This window comes from Pseudomonas sp. CJQ_9 (genome assembly GCF_043106615.1).
Taxonomy (GTDB): domain Bacteria; phylum Pseudomonadota; class Gammaproteobacteria; order Pseudomonadales; family Pseudomonadaceae; genus Aquipseudomonas; species Aquipseudomonas juntendi.
The window spans coordinates 43,292-58,819 of the sequence record NZ_JBICMS010000001.1; the positions used below are offsets into that span (position 1 = coordinate 43,292).

Annotated in this window: 18 protein-coding genes; 10 read left to right on the plus strand and 8 right to left on the minus strand. The window is 62.9% G+C overall.

Annotated elements, in window-relative coordinates; translation table 11 throughout:
* The first annotated feature begins 6 nt into the window (after nt 1–6).
* Both ACF8SD_RS00195 and ACF8SD_RS00200 read left to right on the plus strand, forming a co-directional pair.
* Nucleotides 7–294, plus strand: a complete 288-nt coding sequence (locus tag ACF8SD_RS00195; protein WP_009683589.1) for a DUF2782 domain-containing protein — start codon at nt 7–9, stop codon at nt 292–294.
* A gap of 69 nt (nt 295–363) precedes the next feature.
* Nucleotides 364–1,314, plus strand: coding sequence for a homoserine kinase (locus tag ACF8SD_RS00200; protein ID WP_173887112.1), 951 nt, complete (start codon nt 364–366; stop codon nt 1,312–1,314).
* Nucleotides 1,315–1,380: 66 nt separating this feature from the next.
* Here ACF8SD_RS00200 and ACF8SD_RS00205 read toward each other — a convergent pair whose 3' ends face one another.
* Nucleotides 1,381–2,337, minus strand: a complete 957-nt coding sequence (locus ACF8SD_RS00205; protein ID WP_173887111.1) for a zinc ABC transporter substrate-binding protein — start codon at nt 2,335–2,337, stop codon at nt 1,381–1,383.
* An 18-nt stretch (nt 2,338–2,355) separates the two neighbouring features.
* On the opposite strand from ACF8SD_RS00205, the gene zur reads away from it, so the two are divergent.
* The 4 genes from zur (at nt 2,356) to ACF8SD_RS00225 (ending at nt 5,220) form a co-directional block, all read left to right on the plus strand.
* Nucleotides 2,356–2,841: a zinc uptake transcriptional repressor Zur gene (zur, locus tag ACF8SD_RS00210; protein WP_173887110.1), complete on the plus strand. Its 486-nt coding sequence runs from the start codon at nt 2,356–2,358 to the stop codon at nt 2,839–2,841.
* Complete coding sequence (gene znuC, locus ACF8SD_RS00215) at nt 2,838–3,611, plus strand: zinc ABC transporter ATP-binding protein ZnuC (RefSeq protein WP_173887109.1); 774 nt, start codon at nt 2,838–2,840, stop codon at nt 3,609–3,611. Before zur ends, znuC begins: the two co-directional genes overlap by 4 nt.
* Complete coding sequence (gene znuB / locus ACF8SD_RS00220; RefSeq protein WP_009683594.1) at nt 3,604–4,386, plus strand: zinc ABC transporter permease subunit ZnuB; 783 nt, start codon at nt 3,604–3,606, stop codon at nt 4,384–4,386. Before znuC ends, znuB begins: the two co-directional genes overlap by 8 nt.
* A gap of 126 nt (nt 4,387–4,512) precedes the next feature.
* Complete coding sequence (locus ACF8SD_RS00225) at nt 4,513–5,220, plus strand: PA5502 family lipoprotein (RefSeq protein WP_392483368.1); 708 nt, start codon at nt 4,513–4,515, stop codon at nt 5,218–5,220.
* A gap of 184 nt (nt 5,221–5,404) precedes the next feature.
* Here ACF8SD_RS00225 and katE read toward each other — a convergent pair whose 3' ends face one another.
* Nucleotides 5,405–7,540: a catalase HPII gene (gene katE / locus ACF8SD_RS00230; protein WP_392483370.1), complete on the minus strand. Its 2,136-nt coding sequence runs from the start codon at nt 7,538–7,540 to the stop codon at nt 5,405–5,407.
* A gap of 222 nt (nt 7,541–7,762) precedes the next feature.
* On the opposite strand from katE, the gene ACF8SD_RS00235 reads away from it, so the two are divergent.
* From ACF8SD_RS00235 to ACF8SD_RS00245, 3 genes are all read left to right on the plus strand, one after another.
* A complete protein-coding gene (locus ACF8SD_RS00235) occupies nt 7,763–8,770 on the plus strand; it encodes a methionine ABC transporter ATP-binding protein (protein WP_392483372.1) in 1,008 nt (335 codons plus the stop codon).
* A complete protein-coding gene (locus ACF8SD_RS00240) occupies nt 8,770–9,441 on the plus strand; it encodes a methionine ABC transporter permease (RefSeq protein ID WP_009683598.1) in 672 nt (223 codons plus the stop codon). Before ACF8SD_RS00235 ends, ACF8SD_RS00240 begins: the two co-directional genes overlap by 1 nt.
* A gap of 64 nt (nt 9,442–9,505) precedes the next feature.
* Nucleotides 9,506–10,279: a MetQ/NlpA family ABC transporter substrate-binding protein gene (locus ACF8SD_RS00245; protein ID WP_392483373.1), complete on the plus strand. Its 774-nt coding sequence runs from the start codon at nt 9,506–9,508 to the stop codon at nt 10,277–10,279.
* Nucleotides 10,280–10,398: 119 nt separating this feature from the next.
* Here ACF8SD_RS00245 and ACF8SD_RS00250 read toward each other — a convergent pair whose 3' ends face one another.
* Genes ACF8SD_RS00250 through ACF8SD_RS00270 form a run of 5 tightly spaced genes read right to left on the minus strand, consistent with a single transcriptional unit; the run spans nt 10,399 to nt 14,282 of the window.
* Complete coding sequence (locus ACF8SD_RS00250) at nt 10,399–11,031, minus strand: SCO family protein (RefSeq protein ID WP_392483374.1); 633 nt, start codon at nt 11,029–11,031, stop codon at nt 10,399–10,401.
* Nucleotides 11,028–11,921 carry a heme o synthase gene (gene cyoE / locus ACF8SD_RS00255; RefSeq protein WP_009683601.1) on the minus strand — a complete coding sequence of 298 codons (894 nt, stop codon included), beginning with the start codon at nt 11,919–11,921 and terminating at the stop codon, nt 11,028–11,030. The genes ACF8SD_RS00250 and cyoE overlap by 4 nt, the downstream gene beginning before the upstream one ends.
* Nucleotides 11,906–12,985, minus strand: a complete 1,080-nt coding sequence (locus ACF8SD_RS00260; protein WP_009683602.1) for a heme A synthase — start codon at nt 12,983–12,985, stop codon at nt 11,906–11,908. The genes cyoE and ACF8SD_RS00260 overlap by 16 nt, the downstream gene beginning before the upstream one ends.
* A 9-nt stretch (nt 12,986–12,994) precedes the next feature.
* Nucleotides 12,995–13,576 (minus strand): hypothetical protein, encoded by a 582-nt coding sequence (locus tag ACF8SD_RS00265; protein WP_009683603.1) that lies wholly within the window; start codon nt 13,574–13,576, stop codon nt 12,995–12,997.
* Nucleotides 13,545–14,282, minus strand: a complete 738-nt coding sequence (locus ACF8SD_RS00270) for an SURF1 family protein (protein WP_173887101.1) — start codon at nt 14,280–14,282, stop codon at nt 13,545–13,547. The genes ACF8SD_RS00265 and ACF8SD_RS00270 overlap by 32 nt, the downstream gene beginning before the upstream one ends.
* A gap of 51 nt (nt 14,283–14,333) precedes the next feature.
* Between ACF8SD_RS00270 and ACF8SD_RS00275 the strand changes: the two genes are divergently transcribed.
* On the plus strand, nt 14,334–14,537 hold the full coding sequence (locus ACF8SD_RS00275; RefSeq protein WP_003258925.1) for a twin transmembrane helix small protein: 204 nt from the start codon (nt 14,334–14,336) through the stop codon (nt 14,535–14,537).
* Nucleotides 14,538–14,636: 99 nt separating this feature from the next.
* Here the strand turns inward: ACF8SD_RS00275 and ACF8SD_RS00280 are convergent, their stop codons facing one another.
* On the minus strand, nt 14,637–15,524 hold the full coding sequence (locus tag ACF8SD_RS00280; protein ID WP_392483376.1) for a cytochrome c oxidase subunit 3: 888 nt from the start codon (nt 15,522–15,524) through the stop codon (nt 14,637–14,639).
* Nucleotides 15,525–15,528: the final 4 nt, after the last annotated feature.

Sequence of the window (15,528 nt, forward strand, 5' to 3'; positions counted from 1 at the left end):
GTTATCATGCGTACACTCAATCGCCTGTTACTGCTCGGCCTGTTGGCAACCACGCCAGTCGTCACCCTGGCGGCGGAAGACGCCCCCTCGGCCGATCCCGAGGTGACCATTCGCACGGAAGGCGACAAGACCATCCAGGAATACCGGCAGAACGGCTTCCTGTATGCGATCAAGATCACACCGAAAAACGGCAAGCCTTATTTCCTGGTACGCGCCGATGGCACCGATGCCAACTTCATTCGATCCGACCAGCCGGACATGCTGATTCCGTCCTGGAAGATCTTCGAGTGGTAATCTGACGCGCACCGTTCACATCAACCCGGCACTTCCCGGCGGAAGTGCCCGTATGGGCAATTTTTCATCATGTCAGTCTTCACCCCCGTGACCCGGCCTGAGCTGGAAACCTTTCTGGCACCGTACGCGCTGGGCCGCCTGCTCGACTTCCAGGGCATAGCCGCCGGCACCGAGAACAGCAATTTCTTCGTCAGCCTCGAACAGGGGGAGTTCGTGCTGACGTTGATCGAACGCGGGCCCAGCGAGGACATGCCGTTCTTCATCGAGCTGCTCGACACCCTGCACGCAGCCGACATGCCGGTGCCCTATGCCATTCGTGACCGCGACGGCAACGGCCTGCGCGAGCTGTGTGGCAAGCCAGCATTGCTGCAGCCAAGACTCTCAGGCAAGCACATCAAGGCGCCCAACGCGCAACACTGCGCCCAGGTGGGTGAACTGCTGGCGCATATTCACCTGGCCACCCGCGGCCGCATCATCGAGCGCCGCACCGACCGTGGCCTGGACTGGATGCTGGCTTCAGGCGCCGAGCTGCTGCCACGCCTGACTGCCGAGCAAGCCGCGCTGCTGCAACCGGCCCTGAACGAAATCAGCGCACACAAGGCGCAGATCCTGGCGCTGCCGCGGGCCAACCTGCATGCCGACCTGTTCCGCGACAACGTGATGTTCGAAGGCACCCACCTGACTGGCGTGATCGACTTCTACAACGCCTGCTCCGGGCCGATGCTGTATGACATCGCCATCACCGTGAACGATTGGTGCCTGGATGAGCAGGGTGCAATCGACATGCCGCGTGCCCAGGCGCTGCTGGCGGCCTATGCCGCACTGCGGCCGTTCACCGCTGCCGAGGCCGAGCTGTGGCCTGAGATGTTGCGGGTAGGCTGCGTGCGCTTCTGGCTGTCGCGGCTGATTGCGGCAGAATCATTTGCTGGGATGGATGTGATGATCCATGACCCGAGCGAATTCGAAGTGCGTTTGGCACAGCGCCAGCAGGTGGCTTTGCACCTGCCATTTGCCCTCTAGCCCTTCTTCTGCCTCTTCGCGGGTACCTGTGGGAGCGGGCGTGCCCGCGAAGAGGCCGGAACAGGCTTACAACTGCTCCAGGCACCCAGCCAAGTCGCCACCCAGCTTCTCCAGCAAGCGCTCATAACCCTTGCCATCCACCGGGTCAGTACCACCCAGTGCATCCAGCTCGGCCAACCGCACCGGTAGGCCGGCAGTCAGGGTCTCGGCTAGGCGCGGGCGCAGTGGCGGCTCGCTGAACACGCAGGTCTTGCCCACTTCCTGCAGGCGCTTGCGCATGGCAGCGACATGCTGAGCGCCCGGCTGCACCTCGGACGCCACGCTGAAAACGCCGGTATGCTCCAGACCATACTCCGCCTCGAAGTAGTCGAACGCCTCATGGAACACGAAGTACGGCTTGTCAGCGATGCCCGCCACCCGCGCTTTGATTCGCTCATCCAGCGCATCCATACGGTCTGAAAAGACCTTCAGGTTGCTCTGGTAGCGCGCCGCATTGGCGGGATCGGCCTGGGCCAGGTCCGCAGCCATTTTCCCCGCGATTACCCGCGCGTTGACCGACGATAGCCACAGGTGCGCGTCCAGGCTACCTGGGCGGTGGTCATGGTCATGCTCATCGTGGTCCGCTTCCTCATGGGAATGGCTGTCTTCGCCAAAGTGGCGCAGCTTCATGCCTGGCAGCGACTGCACGGCCACGGTTGCCTTGCTGCGACTGCCCAATACGCGTGGCAGGAAGCTCTCCATGTCCGGGCCGATCCAGTACAGCAGGTCGGCATCGCCCACCCGCCGTACGTCGGATGGGCGCAGGGCGTAGTGGTGCGGCGAAGCACCTGGCGGCAGCAATACCTCAGGGCTGCCAACACCCTCCTGCACGGCAGCGGCAATCTGTTGCAGCGGCTTGATGCTGGTCAGCACACGGACATCGGCCTGGGCCGAACAGGCGATGAATGCGACAAAAAGGACTAGAAATCGGGACACGGTGAATACTCGAGTCGTGAGAAACGGGTAACATAATAACGTCTCCATACAGAATCGTCGCTGCCCATGTCCATCACGCCGCTGGCCAACCGTCCCCATGATCACTCCCATTGCGTGCATAGCGCACTGGCTGAAGCTGATGCCTTGTGCACCCGCCAGGGCCTGCGCCTGACCGCGCTACGCCGCCGGGTGCTGGAGCTGGTATGGCAAAGCCATAAGCCGCTGGGTGCCTACGACATCCTTGCCGTGCTCAGCGAGCAGGACGGCCGCCGCGCTGCACCGCCCACGGTGTACCGCGCACTGGACTTCCTGCTGGAAAACGGCCTGGTGCACCGCATTGCCTCGCTCAACGCGTTCATCGGCTGCAGCCACCCTGAGCACGTGCACCAGGGCCAGTTCCTGATTTGCCGTGCATGCCACGTCGCCATCGAGCTGGAGCAACACAGCATCAGCGAGGCCATCATCGACAGCGCCAAGGGCGTGGGCTTCACGGTCGAGACCCAAACCGTGGAAGTGGTCGGCCTGTGCGGCAGTTGCCGGAGCGCGGCATGAGCGATGCTCTGATCCGCCTGGAACAGGTGGGCGTCAGCTATGGCGGCGAGGCGGTGCTCGACAGCATCGACCTGTCGGTGGCGCCCCGCCAGATCGTCACCCTGATAGGCCCCAATGGCGCGGGCAAGACCACCTTGGTGCGCGCCGTGCTCGGGCTGCTCAAGCCGCACCGCGGCACGGTGTGGCGCAAGCCCAAGCTGCGTATCGGCTACATGCCGCAAAAAATCCAGGTCGATGCCACCCTGCCGCTTTCCGTGCTGCGCTTCCTGCGCCTGGTGCCGGGGGTAGACCGGGCAGCAGCCGTATCGGCCCTGCAGGAAGTGGGCGCCGAACAGGTCATCGACAGCCCGATCCAGACCATCTCCGGTGGCGAGATGCAGCGCGTCCTGCTGGCGCGTGCCTTGTTGCGCGCGCCGCAGTTGCTGGTACTCGACGAACCGGTGCAAGGGGTGGATGTGGTCGGCCAGACCGAGCTGTACAACCTCATCACCCGGCTGCGCGACCGCCATGGTTGCGGCGTGTTGATGGTGTCGCACGACCTGCACCTGGTCATGAGCGCCACCGACCAGGTGGTGTGCCTCAACCGCCATGTCTGCTGCTCGGGTCACCCGGAACAAGTCAGCAACGACCCAGCCTTTGTCGAACTGTTCGGGCAGAACGCACCTAGCCTGGCTGTTTATCACCACCATCACGACCACAGCCACGACCTGCATGGCTCGGTGGTCGCCCCCGGCCCCCACGTTCACGGAGAGCATTGCAAGCATGGCTGATTTTCTTCTTTACGCCTTGCTTGCAGGCCTGTCCCTGGCCGTTGTCGCGGGCCCGCTCGGCTCTTTCGTGGTATGGCGGCGCATGGCGTATTTCGGCGACACCCTGTCCCATGCCGCATTACTGGGCGTGGCCATGGGTTTCGCACTGGATGTAAGCCCGGCCCTGGCGGTCACCGTTGGCTGCCTGTTGCTGGCGGTGCTGCTGGTGACCCTGCAGCAACGCCAGCCGCTGGCCTCCGACACCCTGCTCGGCATACTAGCCCCAAGTACCTTGTCACTGGGCCTGGTGGTGCTCAGCTTCATGCACGATGTGCGTATCGACCTGATGGCCTACCTGTTCGGCGACCTGCTGGCCATCAGTACCACCGACCTGGCCTGGATCCTCGGCGGCAGTGCGCTGGTGCTGCTGTTACTGGGCGTTCTCTGGCGGCCGCTGTTGGCGGTTACCGTGCATGAGGAACTGGCCATGGTCGAAGGCCTACCCGTAGCCGGCCTGCGCCTGGCGCTGATGCTGCTGATTGCAGTGGTGATCGCCGTGGCCATGAAGATCGTCGGCGTGCTGCTGATCACCTCGCTGTTGATCATCCCCGCGGCTGCGGCGCAGCGCCACGCCCGCTCGCCCGAGCAGATGGCGCTGGGTGCCAGCCTGCTGGGCATCACCGCGGTCTGCGGTGGCCTGGCCATGTCCTGGTTCAAGGACACCCCCGCCGGGCCGTCGATCGTGGTCTGCGCAGCGGTGCTATTCTTGCTGAGCCTGGCCCTGCCAAAGCGCTGATTACAGGGCGTGCTCACGCACGCCTTGCAACCTTTTCCCGGGTAAAGGGTCTGTAAGACCTGTTTTCGAGCGTGCGCACCTGGGTGTAGACTTGCTCGCTTTTTGCGCAAATAGAGAATCGCAGGAATGAAGCCGTTCGCCTCCCGTTATCTGCTTGTTGCCGCGTTTTCCCTGTTCCTGGCTGCCTGTTCCAGTGCGCCGGTGGAACAGGCCACCGCACCTGCCCAAGCCGATGCCTGGCAGCAGTTGCAACAAAACATCGCCAGCAACGAGCTGGCCACCGCCGAAGACCAGCTGGCTGCCCTGCAGGCCCAGGCGCCCGACGACGCACGCCTGGAGCAATACCAGCGCCAACTGGCCGAAGCCTACCTGCAACGTAGCCAGATCGTGCTGCAAAAGGGTGACGTGAATGCCGCTGCAACGGCCTTGGCCCGTGCCCGTGCGCTGATGCCGCAAGCCCCTGCGGTGACCGGGGGCGATGCCGTGAGCCAGGCGCGCAAGGCCGAGCTGGCCAAAGCCGAAGCGGCGCTGAAGGCCGCCGAGGCCAAGCCCAAGGCACTGATCATTGACCCGACCGCACCCAGCACCGTGGTGGCCTTGAAAACCACCGACAGCCGCGCCATGCGCCGCCAACTGGATGACATTGCGGCAGACGTGGTGAGCTATGACTGTGAAGTGGTGTTCCAGGTGCCGCGCACCAACGACGCGCCCTGGCTGAAAACCTTGCTGGAGAAGCGCGTGCGCAAGCTCGACAGCGGGTTTGAGCTGAAGCAGAAGCATGAAATTCAGCGCTCGCTGCCGGCGCAGGTGGTTCTGGTGCCGCATCAGCGCTGAGAACGCTGGGCGCTTCGCCTAATGCCTGTCAGTTAAGGGTTACTGGGGCTGCTTTGCAGCCCTTCGCGGGCACGCCCGCTCCCACATGTTCGGCGCTGAACTCAAGCAATGCGCGATCCCCTGTAGGAGCGGGCGTGCCCGCGAAGGGCCGCAAAGCGGCCCCAAATTACTTAACTGACTGGCATTAGGCCGGCACAGCCTCCGCAGCAGCCTCCCGCTCCCAAACCCGATGCCCCTCTACCGCCTTGACGAAGGCATCCATCACTTTCTGGTCATCCCCCACCAGCAGGCCCTTGTCCTCCTTGAGCCCCAGGCCGCTGACCAGGTCTTGGGTCAGCACCATCGCCTTGAGGTGCTTGTAGCCTTCCAGCAGGAAGTGCTTGGCCAGGCCGCTGGCGGCCATTGCATCGGTGGAGGCCTTGCCCGCCGGCACCACAACCCCGTCGAACATGATCGATGGCATCCCCTCCATCGACGCATCCACCGGCAACTGCTTGCCATCCGAAGCCTGCACCGGCGCCGAAGTCGGCCCCAACAGCATCGGCCGCGCGCTGTGCGCCTCCAGCGCCTTGACCAGCCGGTCCACGCTCGCTGCATCCACGCCATTGGCCACCAGCACGGCAATCTTGCGCCCCTTGATTCCCACCGAACCAGGGTGGTTCATTTGGCTCAAAGCAGGCGATTGTGCCAGCTGACTGCCCTTCACCTGTACGGTGCCCGCTTTAGGTGCAGGCAGGCCCAGGTTGGCTGCCACCGCCGCCGCCAGCTTCAAGTCGATATTGGCGAGAATCTCATTCACTTCCCGCACACGTATGTGCTCACGCTCAACTTTGCCAAGTTCAAAGCTGTAGGCCTTGATGATGTGATGCTGCTCGGTAGGGCTCATGCTGTGGAAGAACAGCCGCGCCTGCGAGAAGTGATCACCAAACGACTCGCTGCGCTGGCGGATCTTGTGCGCATCGATTCGCTCCTGATAACTCTCGAAGCCGCCATCCTGGGCCGCAGGCGGGGTTTCCTTGGGCCAGCCGCCGTCGATCGAGTTTGGCTCGTAGGAGGCCCGGCCCTTGTGCACGACATGCTGGTGCAGCGCATCGCGCTGGTTATTGTGGTTCGGGGCTACTGGTCGGTTGATTGGGATCTGGTGGAAGTTCGGTCCACCCAACCGGCTGATCTGTGTGTCGGTGTACGAGAACAACCGGCCCTGCAGCAGCGGGTCGTTGGTAAAGTCGATACCCGGCACGATATGCCCTGGGCAGAACGCTACCTGTTCGACTTCGGCAAAGAAGTTGTCCGGGTTGCGGTTGAGCACCATCTTGCCCAGCTGCGTGACCGGTACCAGCTCCTCGGGGATGATCTTGGTCGGGTCGAGCAGGTCGAAGTCGAATTTGTGCTCATCGGCTTCCGCTACAATTTGCACCCCGAGTTCCCATTCCGGGTAATCGCCAGTTTCGATCGCCTCCCAAAGGTCGCGGCGTTGGAAGTCGGTATCCTTGCCAGCCAGTTTCTGCGCCTCGTCCCACAATAAAGAATGCACACCCTGGCGTGGCTTCCAGTGGAACTTGACGAAGCTGGCAACGCCCTGAGCGTTGATCAGGCGGAAGGTGTGCACGCCAAAACCTTCCATCATCCGCAAGCTACGCGGAATGGCGCGGTCGGACATGGCCCACATCACCATGTGGGCCGATTCCGGAACCAGAGAGACGAAATCCCAGAACGTGTCGTGGGCTGAGCCCCCTGTAGGTATTTCGTTATGAGGCTCAGGTTTGACCGCATGCACGAAATCCGGAAACTTTATTGCATCCTGGATGAAGAAAACCGGCATGTTATTGCCGACCAGGTCGAAGTTACCTTCATCGGTATAAAACTTGACCGCGAACCCGCGCACATCGCGCACGGTGTCACCGGAGCCACGGGGGCCTTGGACAGTGGAAAAACGCACGAATACCGGGGTGAGTTTTTCCGGGTCGCTCAAGAAGCCTGCCTTGGTCAGCTCGGCATGGTTGCCATAGCTCTGAAAGTAGCCATGGGCGCCCGTACCGCGGGCATGCACGATACGCTCAGGGATACGCTCGTGGTCAAAGTGCGTGATCTTCTCGCGCATGATGAAGTCTTCAAGCAGCGAGGGGCCACGATCACCCGCCTTCAAGGTGTTCTGGTTATCGGCGATGCGCACGCCCTGATTGGTGCGCAGGGCCTGGCCGGTGGCATCGCTGCGCACATCCTCCAGGCTTTGCAGCTTGGCGTTGGTGTTGGCACGATCAGGCGTGTCGGTACCGGCGAGCTGGCTCTCTTTCGGCGAATCCGGCTTCTTGCTGGGCATCGGGGCTCTCCTCATCAGTCATCAGGCTGCCCTTAGGGCATGTTCAAGTAGTGACCGGAGGGGGCTTGGTTGCGTTCAATCCACTTTACCGGTTGTCGCGATATGCCCGAAGGATTGGTGCCTGACGAAATAAATGCTAAGAACAGCCGGGGGAAAAGGCTAAAATGCGCCACCCCAGCCAACCGCTGACCCAAATTCCATGCGCCCCACAAGGTTCGCTACGTGATCGAGTTCCAACAGGTACACAAGACCTACCGCGTTGCAGGTAGGGAAATCCCCGCATTGAATCCGACCAGCCTGACCATCGAAGATGGCCAGGTGTTCGGCCTTATCGGCCACTCCGGCGCCGGCAAGAGCACCATGCTGCGTTTGATCAACCGCCTCGAAGAGCCTTCCGGCGGCAAGATCATCGTCGATGGCGAAGACGTTACCGCGTTCAACGCCAGCCAGCTGCGGGGCTTTCGCCAGCAGGTCGGGATGATTTTCCAGCACTTCAACCTGCTGGCCTCCAAAACCGTCGCCGACAACGTGGCACTGCCACTGACTCTGGCCGGCGAGCTGTCGCGCGGCGAAATCGACAAGCGCGTCACCGAACTGCTGGCCCGCGTCGGGCTCTCGGACCACGCCAAAAAGTACCCGGCGCAGTTGTCGGGTGGCCAGAAGCAGCGCGTCGGTATCGCCCGCGCCCTGTCTACCAACCCCAAAATCCTGCTGTGCGACGAGGCCACCAGCGCCCTCGACCCGCAGACCACGGCTTCGGTCCTGCAGCTGCTGGCTGAAATCAACCGTGAGCTGAAGCTGACCATCGTGCTGATCACTCACGAAATGGACGTGATCCGCCGGGTCTGCGACCGCGTGGCGGTGATGGACGCAGGGCAGATCGTCGAGCAGGGCTCGGTGGCCGAGGTATTCCTGCACCCGCAGCACGCCACCACCAAGCGCTTCGTCCAGGAAGACGAGCAGGTCGACGAAGGCGAGCAACGCGACGATTTCGCCCACGTCCCGGGCCGCATCGTGCGCCTGACCTTCCAGGGCGATGCCACCTACGCACCGTTGCTGGGCACCGTGGCCCGTGAAACCGGTGTGGACTACAGCATCCTTGCCGGGCGTATCGACCGCATCAAGGATATCCCCTATGGCCAGCTCACCCTCGCCCTGATCGGCGGTGACATGGAAGCGGCGTTCGCCCACTTCAAGGCAGCTGACGTACATATGGAGGTACTGCGTTGATGGACGCCCTGAATTTCTTTGCCAACGTCGACTGGGCCGAAATCTGGCTGGCCACCGTCGATACCATGATCATGCTGTTCGGCTCGCTGTTCTTCACCGTGCTGCTCGGCTTGCCCTTGGGCGTGCTGCTGTTCCTCTGCGGCCCGAAGCAGATGTTCGAACAGAAGGGCGTGTATGCGCTGCTGTCGCTGGTGGTGAACATTCTGCGCTCGCTGCCGTTCATCATCCTGCTGATCGTGATGATCCCGATCACGGTGCTGATCACCGGCACCTCGCTGGGTGTCGCCGGCGCCATTCCGCCGTTGGTAGTGGGTGCTACGCCGTTCTTCGCACGGCTAGTGGAAACTGCCCTGCGGGAAGTGGACCGCGGCATCATCGAGGCGACGCAGTCGATGGGCGCCACCACCCGCCAGATCATCACCAGCGCGCTGCTGCCTGAGGCCCGTCCGGGTATCTTCGCCGCCATCACCGTCACCGCCATCACCCTGGTTTCGTACACCGCCATGGCCGGTGTGGTCGGTGCCGGCGGCCTCGGCGACCTGGCGATCCGCTTCGGTTACCAGCGCTTCCAGACCGACGTGATGGTGGTCACCGTGGTACTGCTGCTGGTACTGGTGCAAGTGCTGCAAAGCGTGGGCGACAAACTGGTCGTACATTTTTCCCGTAAGTAACCCCAATGGGGTCGGCCAGGCCGACCCGTTCGGGGGCCGTCGCGGCCCTCACAAGGAGTGATCAATGAAGAAGCTGCTTGCTGTTGTCGCCGCTGTCGCGGCCTTCTCGGCCAATGCTGCCGAAACCCTGACCGTCGCCGCTACCCCGGTGCCACATGCCGAAATCCTCAACTTCGTCAAACCAGCGCTGGCCAAAGCGGGCTTGGAACTGAAGGTCAAAGAGTTCACCGACTACATTCAGCCGAACGTGCAGGTGGCGGAAAAGCGCCTGGACGCCAACTTCTTCCAGCACCAGCCGTACCTGGATGAATTCAACAAGGCCAAGGGCACCGACCTGGTGAGCGTGGAAGGCGTGCACATCGAGCCACTGGGCGTTTACTCGACCAAGATCAAGAAACTGGACGAACTGCCTTCCGGGGCTACCGTGGTCATCCCGAATGATGCCACCAACGGCGGCCGCGCCCTGTTGCTGCTGGACAAGGCCGGCGTGATCAAGCTCAAGGACAACAAGAACATCCTGTCGACCGTGAAGGACGTTGCCGATAACCCGAAGAACATCAAGTTCCGTGAACTGGAAGCCGCCACCATCCCGCGTGTGCTGACCCAGGTGGACGCGGCCCTGATCAACACCAACTACGCGCTGGAAGCCAAGCTGAACCCCAAAAAAGATGCCCTGGCCATTGAAGGCAGCGATTCGCCCTATGTGAACATCCTCGTTGCCCGCCCGGACAACAAGGACTCAGACGCGATGAAAAAGCTGGCAACGGCGCTGCACTCGTCTGAAGTGAAGCAGTTCATTACCGAGAAGTACCAGGGCGCTGTGGTTCCGGCGTTTTAAGCCTCGCAATCGCACTGGATTCTTCGCGGGCACGCCCGCTCCCACAGTGACATCGCTAGCCTCAGGCCTTGTGATGTCCCAGTGGGAGCGGGTGTGCCCGCGAAGCTTTCAACGCCCCATCAATCCCGTTTGACCAACTCAGGCAACTGCGCCACCAGCTTCTGGTTGTTGAACGGCGCCCGAATGAACCCACGCTGACGCCCGTCCGGCCCGACGACCGCCAGGTTGCCGCTGTGGTCCACGGTGTAGCCAGGCTTGCTGGTATCTGCCGGAATGAATGGAATGCTCAGGGCATTGGCCAGCTTCTGGGTATCTTCGATCGGCCCCGCCACCCCAATGAAGTCCTTGTCGAAATAACCCAGGTACTGCTTCAGCTGGTTCGGCGTGTCGCGGTTCGGGTCGACGCTCACCAACACCACTTGCAAACGGTCGACGGCGTCCTTGGGCAGCTCGCTCTTCACCTGGCGCAATTGGGCCAGGGTGGTCGGGCAGATGTCCGGGCAGTAGGTGTAGCCAAAGAACAGCAGCGACCACTTGCCTTTCAGTTCATTCAGGTTCACCGGCTGGCCATCCTGGTTGGTCATGGTTACATCTGCCACGGCGCGGCTTTGCGGCAACAGGATGATACCGGCATCGATCAGCTCGGCAGGGTTGGGCTGGTCGCGACCATTGAGCACTTTGTTGACGGTGAGGCCCATGATCAGCGCGACCAGGGCAACGAGGACAAAGACGGTTTTCTGGGTTCGGGTCATAGGTTCAGCAACAGGTAGTGGTCGAGAAGCAACGCGATGAACAGCGCGAACAGGTACACGATAGAGTACTTGAAGGTGCCGATCGCTGCGTGCGGCCGGCTGCCACGGTACAACACCCAGGCCCATCGCAGGAAGCGCAGGCCCAGGGCCAGGGCACAGGCCAGGTACAGCGGGCCGCTCATGTGGATGGCGTAGGGCAACAGGCTCACCGCCAGCAATATCAGGGTGTACAGCAGGATGTGCAGCTTGGTGTAGCGCTCACCGTGGGTCACCGGCAGCATCGGAATGTCGGCCTTGGCGTATTCCTCCTTGCGGTGGATGGCCAGGGCCCAGAAGTGCGGTGGGGTCCAGGCGAAGATGATCAGCACCAGCAGCAACGGCTCGGCACTGACCTGGCCGCTGACCGCGACCCAGCCCAGAAGGGGTGGGGCAGCGCCGGCCAGGCCGCCAATCACGATATTCTGCGGCGTGGCACGCTTGAGAAAACCGGTGTAGAGCACCGCATAGCCAAGCAGCGAGGCCAGGGTCAGCCAGGCAGTGAGGGCATTGGTGAAAATCAGCAACAGGGCCATGCCCAGCAGCGCCAGCGCCAGGGCAAACAGCAACGCCGGCAAGGGCTCGACACGGCCTTGGGCCAGCGGCCGCTTGCGGGTACGCGCCATCAGCGCATCGATGCGCCGGTCGACCACATGGTTGACCACTGCCGCGCCACCCGCGCACAGGCCGATACCCAGGTTGCCGAACACCAACACACTCCAGCCCACCCCCGCACGGGTGGCAAGAAACATGCCCGCCAATGAGGTGATCAACATCAGCACGACCACCTTGGGCTTGGTCAACTCCAGGTAATCGCGCCAACTGGCCCGCTGGGTGCTCAGAAGCGTCGCCACGACTCGTTCCTCATGTGATGGGAAATGCCAACGCCGGTCACTGGCCGCAAGCGCCAGCCTTGGCCGACACCCACGCGTACCTTGTCGACCACCCGAATGCGGTAGTTCACCAGCACCATGCACAGCAACAGCAAAGCCCCACCGGCGTTGTGCGCCACCGCTATGGCCAGCGGCAGGTGCAGCAGCACATTGCTGATGCCCAGGCCCACCTGCACGGCCAGCGCCAGCAACACCAGCCGGGCCAGGCCGCCCAAACCACAGCGCTGCAGCTTCCAGCTGAGCATCAGCAGCACGCAGGTGACCACCAGCGCGCCCAGCCGGTGGCTGACATGGATGGCCGTGCGCGCATCACTGTCCAGCTGCCCCCCCAGGTAGTTGGGGCCAACATGCTGGGTCAGGTGGAAACCATTGCTGAAGTCCGCCGCCGGCCACCACTGGCCATGGCAGGTGGGCAGGTCGATACAGGCAACCGCTGCGTAGTTGGCACTGACCCAGCCACCCAAGGCGATCTGCCCGATCACCACCAGCAAGGCCAGCGCAGCGACCCGCCGCAGGCTGAGCGGTAATTTGGGCAACGGCGCAAAGGCCCGCGAAAGCCGCAGGGTTAACAGGAACAGCAGGCTCAGCGTGGTGAAGCCCCCCAGCAAGTGGGCGGTGACGACCTGCGGCCAAAGCTTCAGGGTGACCGTCCACATGCCGAACGCCGCCTGGGCCAGCACCACACCCAGCAACAGCACAGGCAGGCGATAGGGTTGCCCGTCGCTGTGGTGCCGGCGCACTGCCTGCAAGGCGAGCAAGGCGATGACCACGGCCAGGCTGCCCGCGAAGTAACGATGAACCATTTCGGCCCAACCCTTGGCTGCCTCGACCGGGTGTTCGGGAAAGTGCAGTTCGGCATGGGCCAGCTGCGCTTCGCTTTTCGGCACGCTGATGAAACCGTAGCAACCGGGCCAGTCGGGGCAACCGAGGCCGGCGTGGGTCAGGCGGGTATAGGCACCGAGCAGGACGACCAGCAGTGCCAGCAGGGTGGCGCACACAGCAAGGCGGAATCCGGGTCTGGCCATGGCAGGCTCCTAGCCGATATTAGACAGCTTGAGCAGATGGCGCAGGTCATCCAGCACATGCTTGCCGTTGACCTTGGCGCCGTAGCGCAGCACCAGGTTGCCGTGCGGATCGACGATCCACAGCTGCGGTGCAACCTCGCCAACCTGCTTGAGGTAGCGCGGCGCATCCAGCGGGTAGCGTTGCAATTGCGGGTACTCGCGCCCGAGCAGGGCCTGGTAGTCGGCGCTCAGCGGCTGGGCGGCGGCCAGCGCATGGCTGGCCCGGCTGGCATCACGGCCCAGGCCGACCTGGATCTGCCGGGCCAGGTACACCAGCCGCTGGCATTCCTCGGCACAGGCCTGCGGCGCGCTGACCAGCAACTGCCAGCGCCCGTCTTCGCCGGCCACGCCCAGGTCGGCACGGCTCTCACCGTTGCCGATCATGGCGCCGTGGTAACTGCGGCCCTCCGGCACCCAGAAGTTGAGTTTGTACATGCTGGTGGCCAGGACCATCGGGCCAAGCACCACCAGAAGAATCAGCAACAGCTGCAGACGCCCGCGGGCTTTGGGTTTGCTACGTTCAGGCACGTCCAGTGGAGTGGCGGTGGCCATGGCTTTTCTCCTTGTTTTGGCGCCAGCCGAAATAGAGGTAGAGCAGCACCAGGGTGATCGCCAGGGCAAACCACTGCACGGCGTAACCCATGTGTTTTTCCGGGCCCATGGCCACGATGGGCCAGCCCAGGCGGTAGCTTGCCGGGCCAGGTTCCAGGCGCAGTTCGTGGGCGAACCCCTCACGCCCGAGCTGCGCCCACAGTTGCGCCGCGTCGATGGCGGTCAACAGGTGCGGCCACTGGCCGCCGACGGGGTCCGGGTGCAGCTGGAACGTGTTGCCGGGTGCCACATACACCGAGGCGTCGAGGGCCAAGGCCTGGGCGGGGGTATCGAATTGCACCGGTACGCGGCGGTCCGGCCAGGCAAGCCAGCCGCGATTGACCAGCAGCCACAGGCCGCTGGCCTGGTCGTGGAAGGGTTGCAGCAATTCGACACCGGCCTGACCGTCGCGCACGCGGTTGTCCAGCAGCACGCTGTGCTCGCCGTCGAAGCGGCCGTACAGGTGCACGCGGCGCAAGGCGTTGTCTTCGTTGCCATTCAGCTGGCTGGTCGCCAGCGGCGCTTCGATACGTCGCTCGGCGTAGCTGGCCAGCAATGCGCGCTTTTCCTCGGCCCGGCCGAGTTGCCAGCAGCCAAGCGCGATCAGCCCCGGTAGCAGTGCAAGTACCACCAAGGTGGGTACCCAGCCTGGGCGAAACGGCCTCACGGGCGCCTCGCTATACTTATCCACATCACCGCATCCCCCGGGAGTAGCGCCATGCTCAAGGCCGCGATTGTCCTGATGCTGTTGGCCACGATCGCCAGTCTGTTCAGTGGCCTGGTGTTTCTGGTCAAAGATGATGAAAACTCGACCCGCCTGCTGAAAGCGCTGACGGTGCGGGTGACCCTGGCGGCGCTGACCATAGGGCTGGTCGCCTGGGGTTTCATCAGTGGTCAGCTCGTATCTCACGCCCCTTTCTGACGTTTTCACCTGACCCTGTGGGAGCGGGCATGCCCGCGAATGCGGTGTTGAAAGCACCGACGCATTCGCGGGCGCGCCCGCTCCCACAGGGTTCTCCAGTCACAGCACATACACGAAGATGAACAACCCCACCCACACCACATCCACGAAGTGCCAGTACCAGCTGGCCGCTTCGAAGCCGAAGTGTTTCTGCGGGTTGAAGTGGCCACGCAGAATACGCACGAACATCACAATCAGGATGATCGTGCCCAAGGTCACGTGCGCGCCGTGGAAACCCGTGAGCATGAAGAACGTAGCGCCATAGATGCCCGAGCCCAGCGTCAGCCCCAGCTTGGTATAGGCCTCGTGGTACTCGAAGGCCTGCAGCGCGATGAAGCTGATGCCCAACACGATGGTCAGCGCCATCCAGCCTTTCAGCGCCCCGCGGTGGTCGCGGCGCAACGCATGGTGGGCCAGGGTGATGGTCACGCTGGAGCTGACCAGCAACAGGGTATTGATCAGCGGCAGGTGCCACGGGTCGATCACTTCCTTGGGCGGCGGAAACAGCTTCGGGTCCGGCGTGTGCAACAGCGGCCAGGTGAACTCGAAGCCGGGCCAGAGCATATGGGCAACACCCTTGGCCCCTTCGCCACCCAGCCACGGCCCTGCCAGCACGCGCACGTAGAACAGCGCGCCGAAGAAGGCCAGGAAAAACATCACTTCCGAGAAGATGAACCAGCTCATGCCCCAGCGCAAAGAGCGGTCCAGCTGCGCGCTGTATAGCCCGGCACGGCTTTCCTTGACCACCGCACCGAACCAGCCGAACAACATGTAGGCCAGAAACAGAGCACCCACGAAGAAAATCAACGGCCCGTGCGATTCCGCGTGCCCGGCCTTCATGTCGTTGAACCAGGTACCCAGGCCGAACACGCTGATGAACATGCCGAGGGTAGCGATGATCGGCCACTTGCTCTGCGCCGGAACATAGTAATGCTCATGACTTGCCATTGCT

What these genes read in the sequence shown, in the direction of transcription:
- ACF8SD_RS00240 (WP_009683598.1), top strand. Translation starts at nt 8,770, where the DNA reads ATGGACGCCCTGAATTTCTTTGCCAACGTCGACTGGGCCGAAATCTGG.
- ACF8SD_RS00225 (WP_392483368.1), top strand. Translation starts at nt 4,513, where the DNA reads ATGAAGCCGTTCGCCTCCCGTTATCTGCTTGTTGCCGCGTTTTCCCTG.
- ACF8SD_RS00275 (WP_003258925.1), top strand. Translation starts at nt 14,334, where the DNA reads ATGCTCAAGGCCGCGATTGTCCTGATGCTGTTGGCCACGATCGCCAGT.
- ACF8SD_RS00205 (WP_173887111.1), bottom strand. Translation starts at nt 2,337, where the DNA reads ATGGAGACGTTATTATGTTACCCGTTTCTCACGACTCGAGTATTCACC.
- ACF8SD_RS00280 (WP_392483376.1), bottom strand. Translation starts at nt 15,524, where the DNA reads ATGGCAAGTCATGAGCATTACTATGTTCCGGCGCAGAGCAAGTGGCCG.
- ACF8SD_RS00200 (WP_173887112.1), top strand. Translation starts at nt 364, where the DNA reads ATGTCAGTCTTCACCCCCGTGACCCGGCCTGAGCTGGAAACCTTTCTG.
- ACF8SD_RS00260 (WP_009683602.1), bottom strand. Translation starts at nt 12,985, where the DNA reads ATGGCCAGACCCGGATTCCGCCTTGCTGTGTGCGCCACCCTGCTGGCA.
- ACF8SD_RS00250 (WP_392483374.1), bottom strand. Translation starts at nt 11,031, where the DNA reads ATGACCCGAACCCAGAAAACCGTCTTTGTCCTCGTTGCCCTGGTCGCG.
- ACF8SD_RS00245 (WP_392483373.1), top strand. Translation starts at nt 9,506, where the DNA reads ATGAAGAAGCTGCTTGCTGTTGTCGCCGCTGTCGCGGCCTTCTCGGCC.
- zur (WP_173887110.1), top strand. Translation starts at nt 2,356, where the DNA reads ATGTCCATCACGCCGCTGGCCAACCGTCCCCATGATCACTCCCATTGC.
- katE (WP_392483370.1), bottom strand. Translation starts at nt 7,540, where the DNA reads ATGCCCAGCAAGAAGCCGGATTCGCCGAAAGAGAGCCAGCTCGCCGGT.
- znuC (WP_173887109.1), top strand. Translation starts at nt 2,838, where the DNA reads ATGAGCGATGCTCTGATCCGCCTGGAACAGGTGGGCGTCAGCTATGGC.
- znuB (WP_009683594.1), top strand. Translation starts at nt 3,604, where the DNA reads ATGGCTGATTTTCTTCTTTACGCCTTGCTTGCAGGCCTGTCCCTGGCC.
- ACF8SD_RS00195 (WP_009683589.1), top strand. Translation starts at nt 7, where the DNA reads ATGCGTACACTCAATCGCCTGTTACTGCTCGGCCTGTTGGCAACCACG.
- ACF8SD_RS00265 (WP_009683603.1), bottom strand. Translation starts at nt 13,576, where the DNA reads ATGGCCACCGCCACTCCACTGGACGTGCCTGAACGTAGCAAACCCAAA.